The 15,465-nt window shown below is 39.6% G+C and carries 12 protein-coding genes; 9 read left to right on the forward strand and 3 right to left on the reverse strand.

Translation table 11 applies throughout. The annotated features are described in order from the left end of the window. The first annotated feature begins 45 nt into the window (after positions 1–45). Positions 46–939: a DMT family transporter gene (locus ACRRSQ_RS01985; protein ID WP_440874010.1), complete on the forward strand. Its 894-nt coding sequence runs from the start codon at positions 46–48 to the stop codon at positions 937–939. A gap of 89 nt (positions 940–1,028) precedes the next feature. Next, positions 1,029–1,490, forward strand: coding sequence for a GNAT family N-acetyltransferase (locus tag ACRRSQ_RS01990; RefSeq protein WP_440874011.1), 462 nt, complete (start codon positions 1,029–1,031; stop codon positions 1,488–1,490). A 42-nt stretch (positions 1,491–1,532) separates the two neighbouring features. Here ACRRSQ_RS01990 and ACRRSQ_RS01995 read toward each other — a convergent pair whose 3' ends face one another. The 3 genes from ACRRSQ_RS01995 to ACRRSQ_RS02005 form a co-directional block, all read right to left on the reverse strand. Beyond that, a complete protein-coding gene (locus ACRRSQ_RS01995) occupies positions 1,533–2,882 on the reverse strand; it encodes a M20/M25/M40 family metallo-hydrolase (protein WP_440874012.1) in 1,350 nt (449 codons plus the stop codon). 10 nt (positions 2,883–2,892) lie between these two features. Next, positions 2,893–3,426 (reverse strand): YaeQ family protein, encoded by a 534-nt coding sequence (locus ACRRSQ_RS02000; protein ID WP_440874013.1) that lies wholly within the window; start codon positions 3,424–3,426, stop codon positions 2,893–2,895. Between the two features lie 117 nt (positions 3,427–3,543). Continuing rightward, on the reverse strand, positions 3,544–3,963 hold the full coding sequence (locus ACRRSQ_RS02005; RefSeq protein WP_440874014.1) for a VOC family protein: 420 nt from the start codon (positions 3,961–3,963) through the stop codon (positions 3,544–3,546). Positions 3,964–4,351: 388 nt separating this feature from the next. Here ACRRSQ_RS02005 and ACRRSQ_RS02010 point away from each other — a divergent pair, with 388 nt between their 5' ends. The 7 genes from ACRRSQ_RS02010 to ACRRSQ_RS02040 all read left to right on the forward strand — a co-directional run bounded on the left by ACRRSQ_RS02010 (position 4,352) and on the right by ACRRSQ_RS02040 (position 15,447). Beyond that, on the forward strand, positions 4,352–5,329 hold the full coding sequence (locus ACRRSQ_RS02010; RefSeq protein WP_440874015.1) for a helix-turn-helix domain-containing protein: 978 nt from the start codon (positions 4,352–4,354) through the stop codon (positions 5,327–5,329). Between the two features lie 335 nt (positions 5,330–5,664). Further along, positions 5,665–6,345 (forward strand): response regulator transcription factor, encoded by a 681-nt coding sequence (locus tag ACRRSQ_RS02015; protein WP_440874016.1) that lies wholly within the window; start codon positions 5,665–5,667, stop codon positions 6,343–6,345. Continuing rightward, on the forward strand, positions 6,342–7,730 hold the full coding sequence (locus ACRRSQ_RS02020) for a histidine kinase dimerization/phospho-acceptor domain-containing protein (protein ID WP_440874017.1): 1,389 nt from the start codon (positions 6,342–6,344) through the stop codon (positions 7,728–7,730). Before ACRRSQ_RS02015 ends, ACRRSQ_RS02020 begins: the two co-directional genes overlap by 4 nt. 168 nt (positions 7,731–7,898) lie before the next feature. Then, entirely contained in the window at positions 7,899–11,093 is a 3,195-nt protein-coding gene (locus tag ACRRSQ_RS02025) for an Lcl domain-containing protein (protein WP_440874018.1), read from the forward strand. A 331-nt stretch (positions 11,094–11,424) separates the two neighbouring features. Continuing rightward, positions 11,425–12,921: a winged helix-turn-helix domain-containing protein gene (locus ACRRSQ_RS02030; protein WP_440874019.1), complete on the forward strand. Its 1,497-nt coding sequence runs from the start codon at positions 11,425–11,427 to the stop codon at positions 12,919–12,921. A 92-nt stretch (positions 12,922–13,013) separates the two neighbouring features. Then, positions 13,014–14,156, forward strand: coding sequence for a hypothetical protein (locus ACRRSQ_RS02035; RefSeq protein WP_440874020.1), 1,143 nt, complete (start codon positions 13,014–13,016; stop codon positions 14,154–14,156). A gap of 628 nt (positions 14,157–14,784) precedes the next feature. Further along, positions 14,785–15,447, forward strand: coding sequence for a CDP-alcohol phosphatidyltransferase family protein (locus tag ACRRSQ_RS02040; RefSeq protein ID WP_440874021.1), 663 nt, complete (start codon positions 14,785–14,787; stop codon positions 15,445–15,447). Positions 15,448–15,465: the final 18 nt, after the last annotated feature.

Here is a 15,465-nt window from a genome sequence, read left to right on the forward strand (position 1 = left end):
CAAACCTTGAGTTAACTTTCTGCAAACACCTTTAGGAGAAGGAACATGCCAGTATCAGCTGCTTATCTAGCAGTCATATTAATTTGGTCAACAACGCCGTTGGGCATTGTTTGGAGCAGTGAGTCTGTAACGCCAGCATTAGCAGTATTGCTTCGCATGCTTATTGCCGTGGTAATTGGTTTAGTGATTATTTTAGTAACTCGAATAAACTTACCTTGGACTAAACAGGCAAAAACTCTCTATTGTTATTCTGCTATCGGTATTTTTGGCGGCATGATTTGCTCATACCTTTCTGCGCGCTATATTTCATCAGGCATGATGTCATTGGTTTTTGGTTTAGCGCCCATTTTGTCAGGGTTAATGGCACAAAAAGTACTTAATGAGGGTAAATTTGGTACTACTCGAACTGTGGCAATGGCGATATCATTAATCGGTTTAGCGGTTGTCTGTTCGACTAAATTTAATTATCAACCCGGTTTTATCTTCGGTTTGTTGTTAATACTTGGCGCGGTATTCTTCTTTAGTTTAAGCGGGGTATTAGTGAAAAGCGTGGCAATATCGATTCACCCTGTTGCGACTACCGTTGGGGCATTGCTGGTGAGTTTGCCGTTGTTTTTTCTGAGCTGGCTGATATTTGATGGCGAACTAAGCACGAATACGTGGCAGTTAAGATCGCTATGGGCGATAGTTTATTTAGGTATATTTGGCTCACTTATTGGCTTTGTTGCTTATTATTTTGTGCTGCAAAAACTGTCTGCTGCGACGGTGGCATTAATCACCATGATCACGCCGGTTGTCGCTATTTCATTAGGCGCGATATTTAATAATGAAACTATTGATGCTCAGGTGATTATTGGCGCAAGTTTAGTTATGGTTGGTTTATGGATTTACCATTTTGGTTACAAGCATGTCGAACAAAAAAAGCGCTTAAAAGTTTAAACTAAGCTAAGTGCTTGAGCTTTTGAGATAATGAGGTATATTTGATCAGGTAAAGTTGTTGTCTTTAACCTGGTAGGCATTGTATGAAAATGAGCATAAGTTTTCGTAAGGCAGATCAAGAAGATATTTATTTTTTACTTGCCTTACGTAAACAAACCATGGATGAACATTTGTTAGCTGCTGGTCTTGAAATATCAGAAGCTTATCATTTGTCGCGCATTAAAGAATTTTACCAAGACTCAAATATCATTTTATCGAACGACCAGGTGATTGGTTTGTTAAAGCTTAGCGTGCTTAAAAAAAGTGTGCATGTTCGTCAAATCCAAATATTACCTGAATTTCAAAACCGGGGTATTGGTGCAAAAGTGGTTGAGTTAGTTAAACAGCGTGCGGAGAAGTTAAACCTGCCAGTAACGCTTAATGTGCTATTAAAAAACCCTGCCAAGCATTTGTATACTCGACAAGGCTTTAAAGTCGTTGGTCAAAACGATTTAGAATATCAACTAAAGTGGGTCGGTCAACCTAGTCAACCCACTGCGAGTGAAAACTAGTTCTGCCTCACTTCATTGCTTTAACAGCAATTGTTAAAAATATTAGTATATTTTTCCTTTCGCTTTTACTTGTTCAACATCAACACGACTTGGCGTAATGTTTTTATTTACCAGTGGCTCAGTTGCTATGGCAAGGTTTTGGATCACTTGCTGTAAGGACAGTAAATCTAAACTTGAAAGATCGTCAGAGACTTGATGGTAATGGTGGTCTTTATCAATTTGAGTACTGCTAAAGCTATGCGCAGGCACACCTAATCTTGCTAACGTTGCATTATCTGAACGATAAAATAGGTTTTGTTCTGGGTAAGGATCAGCATGGATAGCGGTTTTATTACTACCAAGTTGCTGATTAAGTAAATCGCCTAAATTAGAGCGGTCCATACCGGTCATCCACACTTGTCCTTCACCAAATTTAGACGGCTTGCCAACCATTTCAATATTTATCATGGCGATAATGCTATTAGGATCTAATTGCTTAGAGAAGTAACGAGAGCCAAAGCCACCAATTTCTTCTGCGCTAAAGGCAGTAAACATTAAAGTGCGCTGATTGTTATCAAGCCTAGCAAAATGTTCGGCAAGGTTAATTACCGCAGCGGTGCCAGATGCATCGTCATCTGCGCCATTATAAATAACATCATCAGAACTATTTTGTTTTTTGGTGCTATTTGCCTGTTTAGTGCCTAAATGATCGTAATGAGCTGAATAGATAATTATTTCTTCAGGTTTACTTTTTCCGGGTAACATACCAACAACATTGCTTAATGATTTTTTTTCAATGTTATTAGCAATGGCAACTTGGTATTGGCTAACGTTTTTTTCATCACTTAATACCATAACAAGTGCATGTTCAGGGTTTAGGCTTAATTTTGTTAACCCCGATTGAAAGTAGTGTTGATAACGCTTAAACATTTTTTCATGCGTAGGGTCAATAATCACCAAATTGTTACCGCCCACTTGATTGATATTACCAACAACTTCGCGCATATCGTCTTCTGGGCCAACAATACTGACCTTAACGTCTTTAGATAAACTTTGTTGCCAACTGAGCTGAGTAATGGCACTGGCGCTAGCAAGGTGTGTATTGGCTATTTCTTTACCGTTAATCACTACCGCGCTATTTTGTGGGCTAACCTGATAGACTTTAAACGTTTGCAGGAAGTCGTTATTGTTAGCTAAAGGGGTTAAACCAATCGCTTGGTATCGGCTAGCAATATACTGAGCGGCTTTTTCTATTTCAGGCGAAAAATTAGCACGACCTTGCATATCGTCACTTGCCAATGTGGCAATATCATGAGTGATTTTATCGAGTGAAATGCTCACCGCATGGCTGCTGCTCGCTAAAAACGTTAAGCCAATAAAAAGGTGCTTACTGATTGATTGTAGTTTGAACATGTATGACTCACTAGTTAAGTTTTTCGGTTTCGATGAGTAAGGTATTATCTTCAGCGGTTAACCACAGTTGACCATCTTGAATAGAGCATTGAAATTCCATTGAGCGATTAACAAGCGCTGTTAAGGCTTCACATACTGGCAAAGGAAATTGTTCAACACTAACGTTATTTAATTGATTGATCGCATTTTTATTTTGCGACCACCAAGTGTCAACGCTGCTGCCGTAACAATAGAGTTTCACCTCTTTGGCGCGGTTGCTGGCTTTTTTCAAACGTTTAGGATCAATTTGCCCAAGTTCAACCCAAAGTTCGATTTCGTCTGAATAGTTAATTTGCCATAAGGCGGCTTCATCTTCATCACTCACACCTTTACCAAATTTTAGATCTTCATGAGCATTGAGAATATAGGCGATTAAACGAATAATTAAGCGCTGGTCAGTTTCAGAAGGGTGTTGGGCAATGGTAAGTTGTAAGGTATCGTAGTAATTACGATCCATATCAGAGAGCTGAACATTGGCTTTGACAATTGTAGATTTTAGTGCCATTGAATGATTGATTTTTATAGGAAATATTATCAATTATACTAGCAGCTATCACAGTGGGTTGATAGCTGCTCGCACATTCAAATTATCAGTTTTTACTATTTTTTGTAAACTTATCGTTTACCAAGTGCCGGTGTTTTCCATACTTGCCCAAGGCTCTTGTGGCGCAAGACGTTCACCTTTTTGCAATAATTCAATTGAGATGCCATCAGGTGATTTTACAAACGCCATATGACCACAACGAGGCGGGCGGTTAATGACAACGCCTGCATCCATTAATTTTTGGCACAGTTGATAAATGTCATCAACTTCGTAGGCAAGATGGCCAAAATTTCTGCCTTGCGTGTACTCTTCTTCACTGCCCCAATTATGAGTTAATTCTACTTCAGGACCACCAGGCTCTGTCGCTAGAAATATTAGGGTAAATTTCCCTTCAGGTACATCAATGCGTTTAGTTTCAATTAAACCGAGTTTATTAATATAAAAATCTAATGATGCGTCAACATCAGCAACTCTAACCATAGTGTGCAAAAACTTCATTTTATCTACCTATATTTTAGTTAACTTAGCAGCATTGGGTTTTGCTGCATTTTCACGGCTTGAATAAACCTTGTTGGTAATTACGTGTAGGTAATTACGCTTAATGGTGAAAATTCTATCATGATAATGTTCGGGAAAATATCAGTATTGAGACGTTGAGGTGAGATTGCACCTTGTATATGTAATTAAATATGCGTTAAATAAACGTTAGTGACTTTCAAGTAAAATGTATCATCTCATAAGCGTTTTATACGCTAAGATTAAGTAAAATATACTGAAATAACGCAAAAGCAACCACCAGTTGTCAAATTAACAAGCCCACTTGCTAGAGTGCAACTAACCGAAATCTTATGCTTAGCGCTCGATAACTAACCAAGAAGCGAACTTTATGATATTAGCAGATAAGATTGTTAAATTAAGAAAACAAATGGGCTGGTCACAAGAAGAGTTAGCCGAAAAAATGAATATTTCGAGGCAGTCTGTCTCAAAATGGGAGAGTGCTAATAGTATTCCAGATCTTAATCGAATTATTAAGCTGGCTGAAATTTTTGATGTAACCACAGACTACTTATTAAAAGATGATGTAGAAGTGCCGGCGCCGATGAGCGAAAGTGCAGAAACGGGCACAATAAAAGTGAGTTTAGAGCAAGCACTAGATTACGTTGAACAAAAGTTAGATGTTGCTAGTTTAATTACCAAAGGCGTTATTTTGTGTGTTTGCTCTGTTGTTCCGTTATTCTTCTTTTTGGCTTTAGCAGAAACTGGGCGATTAAATATGAGTGGCGCAGTAGCCTCAGTATTAGGAATTGTCAGCATTTTAGTGATGATCTCTATTGGTATCAGCTTTTTTATTCGCACCAACGAGTATCAAAAATCATTCGATTTGATTGAAGAGCAGCCATTTGAATTAGAATACGGCGTATACAGTGTTTTTGAGGAAAAGCTGAAAAACCTCAGACCAAGTTACAATCTGAGATTGTCGATTGGCATCTTTATTTTCATTTTTAGCTTTGTTCCTCTTATGGTTGCCAGCATGTTTTTTAATGGTCCTGGGGTTACCTTAATGATGCTGATTGTTTTGCTGTTTATTATTTCGCTTGGTATTTATATTATTTCGCCAGTTTCTGCAAAATTCGATGCGTTTAATAACGTATTAAAAGAAGGAAATGCGAAATCAGCCAAAAGTGAACGTACTAAACGTGCTGAAAAGCTTGCTGCTTTCTACTGGCCTTTGCTAGTTGCTATCTACTTAGGTTGGAGCCTGTGGACAATGAACTGGGGCGTAACTTGGATTGTTTGGCCTGTCGGTGGCGTACTTTTTGCTGCATTGGTCGGTTTAATAGAATTGCTCGAAAAAGAGTCTTAAGTTGAACTATGTAGCGACTTTGAAATTATTGAAAATAACCGGTAGAACAAAGAGAGAGCCACTCGGCTTTCTCTTTAAACTCTAAAAATATAGCTATCTACCGAGATGGTCGGCCAACTAAAAAATTAGATTGGGTTATTGGTGCGCTTTATATTTACAGCAGTAATAGCATTAACGGCTTTAGAAAATTGCACTATTTCGTCATTGTGGATTCCTCTTCATCTTCCCCTCATGTTAGTTTGTATATATTAGCTGGTTAGCATGCAGGGTATTTCAACGTTAACTGCTATGTGAAAAAATTTTCCACTAAGCCTTGATTGTAGAAGAGCGGTAAGATGAAGTTATTATTGGTTGAAGATTCAGAGGCCTTGCGTAGGGCTGTTGTTAAAGCATTGAAAGCATCAGGTTTTGCGGTTGATGCAACAGATAATGGCCAAGAAGGTTTATGGATGGCATTAGAGCATGACTATGATGTTATCATTCTTGACATTATGCTACCGGGCTTAGATGGTCGAGAAGTGCTAAAACAATTACGGGAAGCGAATAATGAATCGCCGGTGTTATTTCTAACGGCGAAAGACTCAATTGAAGATCGTGTTGCAGGTCTGCGTTTAGGCGCGGATGATTATTTGGTTAAATCATTTGCCATTGAAGAACTTATTGCTAGAGTCGAAGCACTTGCAAGGCGAAAATACCAAAGCCGATCGCCCAAATTAAGTGTTGGTGATTTAACTTTAGACCGATCCGCTAAAACCGTGATGAGAGGCGCGCAAAACGTCGCATTGTCTTCTCAACTGTTTTCATTATTAGAGTATCTGATGCTAAATGCTGGCAGTGTCATTTCTCGTACGCAGATAGAACAACATATTTATGATGAGCAAGTATCGCCAATGAGCAACGTAGTTGATACGGCAATATGTGCATTAAGAAAAGCGATCAAAGTCTCTAAAGGCAATGCTGCACTTATTCATACTCGCAGAGGTATGGGCTACGTTATTAGTGTAGAAAAACCATGAAAAGTATCCGTTTTCAGCTGTTGTTTTGGCTTGTTCCGAGTTTTATTGTTATTGCGATTTTAGCAGGCGCATCTTTGTATTTATCTGAAAAACGTCGGCTTGATAGTAACCTTGATAGTGAACTTAACAAACTTGCTCGCGCTGTGCAGCTTGCTAACAAAATGCCGATGTCTGCTCGGCGCTTTGGCGCAGTTACAGGCACAGCAAATAATATTGCCGAAAAAACAAAACGCTTACTTAACGATGACAATCTCGCGTTTTATCTGCAAGTTTGGAATGAAGCTGGAACAACAATAAGTAAGTCTGAAAACCTTGCAGAGCAACAACTTAGCTACCAGAAGCAGCAGCACCAGCCAAGGCATTATAATAGTCAGTTAACTTCGGGCGAAGCTATTCGTATACACTCATTTTCGATGAGGTTAGGGCCTAGAAGTGGTGAAATCAATGTTTCCGTTGCAATGAGTAAAACAAAGCACAATCAACAACTGGCGATACTCACCTATAAATTAATCTCAGGCGGGCTATTTTTTTGCTTGTTATTGTCTCTCATCCTCGTTTTCACCATCAGAAAAACATTAGCGCCGATTGATTCTTTGTCTGAACAAGTGGCCCAAGTAAAAGCTGGTACATTGCATAATCGATTAAATGCTGTTGAAGTTCCGTCAGAAATTAGCCCTTTAGTTGATAGGTTGAACCAATTGCTTGCCCGATTAGAGCAAAGCTTTGAAAGAGAGCGGCAATTTAATAACGACCTTGCGCATGAGTTGCGAACGCCGTTAGCTGCCATTCGCACGACCAGTGAAGTGGCAATGAAATGGCCTGAGCAAGCTTCTGTTGAAGATCATCGTTATATCGCCGAATCTTCAGCGCAATTACAAAATACCATAGATAGCTTGCTCTCTTTGGCTCGACTTGATAGTTCTGTTGCGGAAATACTCATCGAAAAGGTGTGTATTTCAACCCTCATTAAAGAGTGCATTGCGATGCAATTACCTCTTATAAAAGCGCGATATTTATCGGTTGTTTCCTCTTTGAACGAAGAATATTTAATCGATAGTAACCCCGACCTTTTACGTATTATTATTGCTAACCTTATTAGCAATGCCGTAGCGTATTCGCCTGATAATAGTGAGATCTTCATTGACTGCAAAAATACGCATTCAATTTTAACCATTGCTAATATTGCCGCTAACTTAAACGAAAGTGATTTAACAAGTATGTTTGATCGTTTATGGCGAAAAGATGACGCACGAACGGATACAAAACATGTCGGCTTAGGGCTTTCTATTGCGCATTCTGCTGCAAAATCACTAGCGCTTAATTTGACCGCAAAACTAGATAATAAACAAATACTAACCATGAGCTTGGCGTACGCGCAGCGATAAAGCTGCCCCCAGATTATTACGCTTATAAAAGCTTGTTATCCCTTATGTTTTCTGTAAAGAGCTAACCATTTAACATATAAATTATGGCGCTCATCTTCCGCTCATCTTTCTTAAAATATTATAGCCAGTGTTAATCGTTAAACTTAAAAATTTTGGGTCAGCATTGTTATGATGAAAAGAATAAATAAAAAATCGTTTTTAGTACTACATCTTGTTTTACCTGCCTTTTTTCTCACCGCTTGTGGCGGAGGAGGAGGTGATGTGGCTGAAGGTGACCAAAGCCCAGCACCAGCTAAACCTAGCGTTGTTTTATCCGTTAGCCCTGAAAGTCTTGAAATTGGAGAACGTACTCGAGTCGAATGGGAAAGTAGTTTAGCGACAAGTTGTTCAGCTTCTGGTGCTTGGAATGGCGATAAGTCACTTTCAGGTAGTGAAGATAGCGTGATATTTGATATTGCCGGAATTTCAGAATTTATCCTCACTTGTACCGGCGAAGGGGGCAGCACTGAAGCTAAAGCCCAAGCCACGATAAGAGAACAGGAAGAAGGAGAGCAGGGAGAAGAGGAAGAAGAGCCCGCAGAACAATTTAATACCGGCATGGCTTTTTTAAACGATACCGGCATAGCATTTGGCTCAGATGAATCAATCAACGGTTCAAACTGTAATACAACTATCACAGGTACAAATGGCTCGTTACTAGCACAAGATTGCAGCCAAGGTCGCAGCGCTACCGTTAATTCAGGAAATGATGGTTACGGTGGTTTTGATTTTACTCGTATAAATGCTGATGGCAGTGTTTACAGTGGCAATGGAAATTACAGCTCCGAGCCTTGGGCATGTGTTCGTGATGATCGCACGGGTTTATTGTGGGAAGTAAAAACCCAAGATGGTGGTATCCATGATGCGAGTCATTTTTATCGTTGGGGTGGCTTAACGGCACAAGAAAGAGACAGTGAAGAAAGAGTCGGTGATTATTATGATGATTGGAATGAGCTGATCATCGCCACTAACGAGAAGAATTTTTGTGGGTATAGTGACTGGAGAGTACCCGATAATGCCCAGTTTATGTCGTTAGTCAACTTTGGCAATGGTTTTGGTCCAACGACCTATAAGATTGACCAAGCCTATTTTCCTAATGCAACCAGTGACTTTTATTGGACAGCATCACCATATCGTGGTTCTCATGGTAAATTTTATGCTTGGGCGTTTCAATTAGCATTTGGCAATAATAAAAATGTTCAGCGCTATCAAGCTTCAGCGCTGCGTTTAGTTCGGATTATGGATCCTTTTGTTGATAATGTAGACCAAACACCTGATGAGCGCTATACCGTGCACGACGACGGAACAGTGACTGACTTAGCCACTGATCTTATGTGGGCACAATGTGTTGTCGGGCTTAGTGGTGTGAACTGTGATAACGGGACAGCAGAGGCTATGAATTGGGCGTTAGCATTAGAAGAAGCTCAAACTAGCGAGTTGGCGGGCTATAATGATTGGCGCCTACCTAATATTAAGGAACTCTATTCATTAGTGGATTTTAACCGAGTTGAACCTGCGATTAACCTGAATATTTTTCCTGCTACTACCGTCGATTACACATGGAGTTCGTCTCCGATGATCGATTTTTCACAGGATGCTTGGTTTGTTAATTTTAAAGCGGGTTTGAATTGGTTTAAAGGTCGCAGTTCTGAGATGTTAGTGAGAATGGTACGTAGCGGCGCTAACGATAGTCATTTAGCAAGTGTTGATCTTCAAGACGGCCCTGCCATTGTTGACGAAGACGGCTTAGGCTCACTTGAAGGCGAAATGTCTCCTGTTGATACTCATGCTCAGGTTTTAATTGAAGAGCAAGGCTATACCGGAGACCCTACAGTTGGTCGTGAATTACCCAACATTAATGATGATAAGGCACAGCTAGGAAAGGCGTTATTTTATTCTAAACGGTTAAGTGGTGAATACGACACCGCTTGTGCTTCATGTCATCATCCAGCTTTAGGTGGCGGCGATAACTTGTCGTGGCCGGTCGGTTACGATGCGGTTGACGTTTTTCACAACTTTTCTTCCAATACCTTGGGGTCTGGCCGTTACTTTAATGGCAGTGATTCAAATGAACTCAGTGGATACCCTGTGATTGGCCGTAATGCGCCCACGATTTTTAATATAGGCCTATTGGACCGTGGCTTGTTTTGGGATTCGCGTATTGAAAGCGAGAGCAGTAGCGCAGGAGCAAGGGGTACGGATGCGGGTATTATTACGCCTGACTCTCCAAACTTTAATACGGTAGACGCTAATATTCCTGAAGGCGCTTCTTTGGCTAATGCGCAGTCTCGTTTCCCAACGGTGAATCATAACGAGATGCGTGGTGATGAGCCATTAACGGATGATGACAATCAAAGCTATCGTGAAATGCTAGCCGACCGTTTTGTAGGAGATACAGAGTGGGAAATGCTCTTTCAAACGGCTTATGGTGATACAGGTATCAGTTTTGATCGTATTGCAGAAGCGTTAGCGGCATTTGAAGAGTCTATGGTGTTTATAGAGAACCCATGGCGAGAATATGTTGCGGCCATACGTGGTGATACCAATGCTGATATTGAAGCCATTACCGAGAATGAAAAAATTGGTGCCGTGCTATTTATGACCGCAGGAGATGAAGGTGGTGCTGCGTGTAGCGAATGTCACTCAGGTGATGCGTTCTCAGACGAGGAGTTTCATGCTATTGGCTTAGGACAAGTTGGCCCAGGTAATGGCGACAGTTCAAGCTTCCCGCCAGTAACCAACACTGATTTTGGCCGTGCTAATATCACTGGAGATGTTGGTGATACTTATCATTTTCGCACGTCACCTTTGCTGAACATTACGGAAACAGGTCCTTATATGCATAATGGCGCTTTATCAACGCTACGTCAGGTTATGGACGTGTATGGGAACCCCGGCGGGGCAATGAATGATTTACTTGGTATTGGCACTATATTGGATGACAATGCCACCTTTAATGAGTTGGGTAATGCAGATTACTGCGAGCTAATCTCGATTCTCGATATTATGGATAAAACTGATGAGACATGTGAGCAGGTTTATGAAAACATGAATCCGGATGCTTTTGACAATACGCGAATTTTATTTCGTCAAACCTTTGATGAAACCTCATCGCATTCTCCAGCACCTGAGATTGATATAAACACCGAACAATCGGATAAGGTGATTGAGTTTATGGGAACATTAACCGACCCATGCGTTACTGACCGAGAATGTTTGCAACCATGGATTTTTGATGAGAGCAATTGGACATCTCACCCAGACTATAACGATAATCCAAACTGGATACTTATTGGAGAAGATAAAAACGGTAATAAGCTTTAATCGAATACGGTTAAGCTAAATAAGATCGTAAGGAAGCGCATAGTTTCCTTACGATTTGTTCTTTTAAAGTGTGTGTATTAATTGCGATACTTGGCCAACGGTAAGATACTAGTGATAGATGGCGAAGACAGCAGCACTTTCGCGCAAGCAGATATGGTTTTTATGATGTAATCGTTGAATTGGGCGAGGAAATAACTCTTTGTTTAATTGGACTTCTATCGAGTAAGTTGACTACAAACATTGTATCAGCAAAGTCTTCTCGCCTTGACAAAACAATTATTTCATTTAGATTACCAATGATGACTGAAGTTTAAGCAACATAAAAATCTAATTGTATATTCTTAACTCCCTCAATTACAAAATAGACACCGAAGCGTTTACCTTAACTTCACCGCAAGGTGATTCAATTAATATTCGTCCTAAAACGTGCCAACTTCTTATCGTTTTATTAAAAAGTAAGGGCAGCGTTGTCAGTAAGGCAGAAATATTAAACAAAGTATGGCATGGTAGCGTTGTTGACGAGCAAGTGGTTTTTCAATCAATTAAAGAGCTACGCAAAATCTTTAGCGGGCATGAAGTTATAAAGACCTTGCCTAAACAAGGCTATATTTGGCTGCATAATGTCACAACCGATAAAACAGCCGAAAATACAGTAGCAATAGCTAATATTCAGTCAAATAAATTTCTTTATGTATTAGCATTAATAGCACTGCTTATTGTTGTCATGCTCATTGTAATTAATAGCACTAACTCAACAGAGCCAAATCAAAGTAACACATCATCGATAGTTGGATCGGTGATCATACTACCGACAGAAAACCTCATTGTTGGTAACGATCACAGCTGGGTGCGATTGGGAATGATGGATCAGTTAATTCAACGCTTACCCAGCAATAAACAGTTTGGTATTTTGCAAACAGACTATGTTTTACAGGTACTTGAACGTGCAAAACTGCCACTTAGCCACGTAAGTGTTAATGATATACCAGACGTATTTACTGTATCAGGTGCTGAACTTATTGTTGCCACTAAACTCTCTGGTTCACCACTAGATTATCAATTGAGCTACACACTTTATCGACGTAAATCTTACCAACGAGGTGTGCTGTTTAATAAAGACAGCCAAGCGTTAATTGATGAGTTAACCGATATTGTTGCCTCGCAACTTGGTAATGATTTACACATAAATGCCAAACAATATTACGCAGACTTTAATGATGAAATGTTAGGTGTTGCAATAGATTTACGTCTAGAAGGAAAATTTAAGCAGGCTATTCCATTATTAACTAGTATTGTCAGTGCAAACCCAAAAAATTTGACCGCGCAACGCTTACTTATTGAAACTTATTTAGCAACCAATGAAATAGATCCAGTCGCCAGTCTTTTAGAAAAATCAATTGCAGTGGCTAGGCAGCTAAATGATGAAAACGAGCTTACTCGTTTGTTGTATTTCAATGGTGTTTATTTGTACCTAACGGGTGAAAAAACACAATCGAAAGCGTCAATTTCTGAAGGACTGAGCATCGCAGATGCAAATCATGATTGGTTATACAAAGCTTATTTAACTGAATTAAATGCCACGTTTGCCATCCAATCTCAGCAATTTTCGCTCGCTGAGCAGCTTTATTATGAAGCGCTTAGCTATCACAAAATACTTAAATGTCCACTTGGTCAAGCACAGTCTTGGATCTATCTTAGTGAACTAGCTGCAATGCAAAACAAGACTGAAAAACAAAAGCTTGCCATTGATAAGGCTTATAATATTGCCACAAAACGCAACCTCACTAATAAAATTGAAGAGATTGATGATATAAGAAATACGCTTTAATAATCAAAGGTTTCAGAAAATTTCAGAAAGCTTTATTCGACTTGAAAGGCGCTTTTACGTAAAAAAGTGCTAATTATTTCAAGGAGAGTTTTATGTCGTTTTTCAAGTCGCGTCTTCCCACCAGAGCATTTATTGGTGGGGCACTTTTTTTTGCGTTTTTAGTGATGTTAATTACATCATTTCTATTATTCAGCCAGCAGCATAGTAACCTTATTGCACTGATCCACACCTTAATTGGCATCGTCATGGTGGTTATTGTTATTTGGCATTTAGTTAAAAATAGTAAGCCATTGATGCAATACCTAAACCCTCTTAAAAAACACGGTGGCAAATACACCTTTACTTTTCCTTTGGCCATACTGATTATCACGTATTTTGTTGTTTCACCTTTTTTAGGTTTATCGCCAGCAATGGAAGTATATCGATTAGGGCAATCTTTGAAAGCCGCTGATAAGGGTGCGGCTAATGAAGAATATGTCGTTATTGAACGAACACTTATGCCAGAAAATGCCGATGGACAAACAATATCCATTGAGCTTAAAAAAGGGCCATATTTCTTATGGCCACAATATGCCATTTGGCTTGAAACTGTAACCGGTGAGTTTGTACAACCGCTTTATGTCACGAGTGCAATCGGTACTAATAATTTTACCAACAAAGTATCGAAGAAAGACCCTTCGCAGGTATTTACTTCACACGTCATGATTGGCGCCAATGTTAACCCAGAAGATTCGTTAATCGGAAGGGAAGAGCGTGAAAGTAAAGATACGCGTATGCGACCTGAGTCTTTGCCAGTGTTCTTACATCAACTTGGAATGCAAGCAAAGAACGGCTTATTTGTACCAACAGACGACTCGTTATCTATTGATGGTTTTAGCGGCGCCACGATGACAGACAACTTTAATTATCACGTTACGTTGCCTAATTCATTATCCGGTCAATATCGTATTCGTTTAGAGGTTAATCATTCTTTTGATTTTAATGAGTACTATTCGTCAGATCGCTTTCCTGATGATCCTGTTTATTCAGGAGACGGTTTCAGTGCCCAACCATCGGTGCTTTATCAAGCGCTTATTGATTTTGATAAGCCGGAACAACTATTAAAAATGCAACTAATCGGACGAGGACATCACTCGGGTCGTAACGGCGAAGTCTACCAAGATGTATCTAACCTAACGACGGCATTGCAATTGGTTGAAAGGGTATTGGTGAGCTTTAAACAGAGCAATAGCTAACTTTTAGCTACTTGATAAGTCACTTTCAGAAAGCTGTGAAAGTGACTTATTTGTTGTAGCCAAATTTTTCAATCGTTAGTTTGATAGATTTTTTAGAGTTAGAGTTAGATTTTACCTCTATGATCATGCTGAGAGTTTCATCATTGTGATCGAACAAGCGCTTGATGTAACGGTACAATTAACGCAAGTATTAAAGCTGAGATAATTGGAAATCAAATGAGGGCTCACATCGCTAAGTGGAACTTAGACATCCATTATTTTATGGTCAGTAATGCATTCTATGGCAACAATTTTTATTGTAAGAACATCCAAAAACAAAATGAAATAGAAACAAATGATTCTCAGGTTTTCATACTAGGCAGGCGTAAAGCAATGTGAATTGCTGTATTGGTCTATTTATAGATATATAGAAATAAATGAGATTGAGCAACATTAGTATGCTAGACTGGCGCCACGTTGTTATCTATTAGCAACAACACTCATTCGAGTCAGTTACTTGATGTTGTACGAACTACCTTGTTAGTAAATTTACAGCGTTGAAAGAGCTAATACCGACAACAATACCCACAAATTGTTCTCTCTTTAGATTAAATTCCCGTAATTATATTCATTCCACTGAGAGTCATTTATGCCGTTAGCAAAAACAGGAAGCAATCCGTCAACCCCTCCTTCGATATTATCGTTGGCATATGATTTACCTAATATTTGTTCTTTGGTCGGTCTTTTATCGGCGCTATTAGCATTGTACTTCGCAATGACGGGCAATTATCAAGCTGCAATGATAGGACTGATTTGGGCGGTTTTTTTTGACTGGAATGATGGCAAGATAGCCCGGAAAATGAAGGGCAGAACAGTACAGCAGGGTCAGGTGGGCGGGCAAGTTGATTCGCTTATCGATATTGTTAGTTTCGGTATTTGCCCCGCTGTTATTTTGCTTAGTTATGGTGGCTACAGCCCGTGGCTAATCCCTGGCGCTTTTCTTATTGTTACTGCCGGTGTTTTACGACTAAGCTATTTTAATGTTTTTGGCTTGGATGGAAAATCAACATACCAAGGCCTAGCGTATGACAACAATGCCATCATCCTTGTTTTTGTTTTTTTACTTGAAAGCTTTATAACAACCTCTGCTTTCACAATTGTTCTTTATATCACGCTTATCGCTTTATCAGCGTTAAATGTAGCACCAATAAGAACACCAAAGCTTAATGGTGGCCTTTGGTACTATGTACTTGCTTTATACACGCTAGCAATAACATCGATTTATGGCTGGTTGTTGCTCTCGAATCCATGACGTGGATAGCGTTTTCCT

Source organism: Thalassotalea sp. PLHSN55 (genome assembly GCF_052030545.1).
Lineage (GTDB): Bacteria > Pseudomonadota > Gammaproteobacteria > Enterobacterales > Alteromonadaceae > CANMXU01.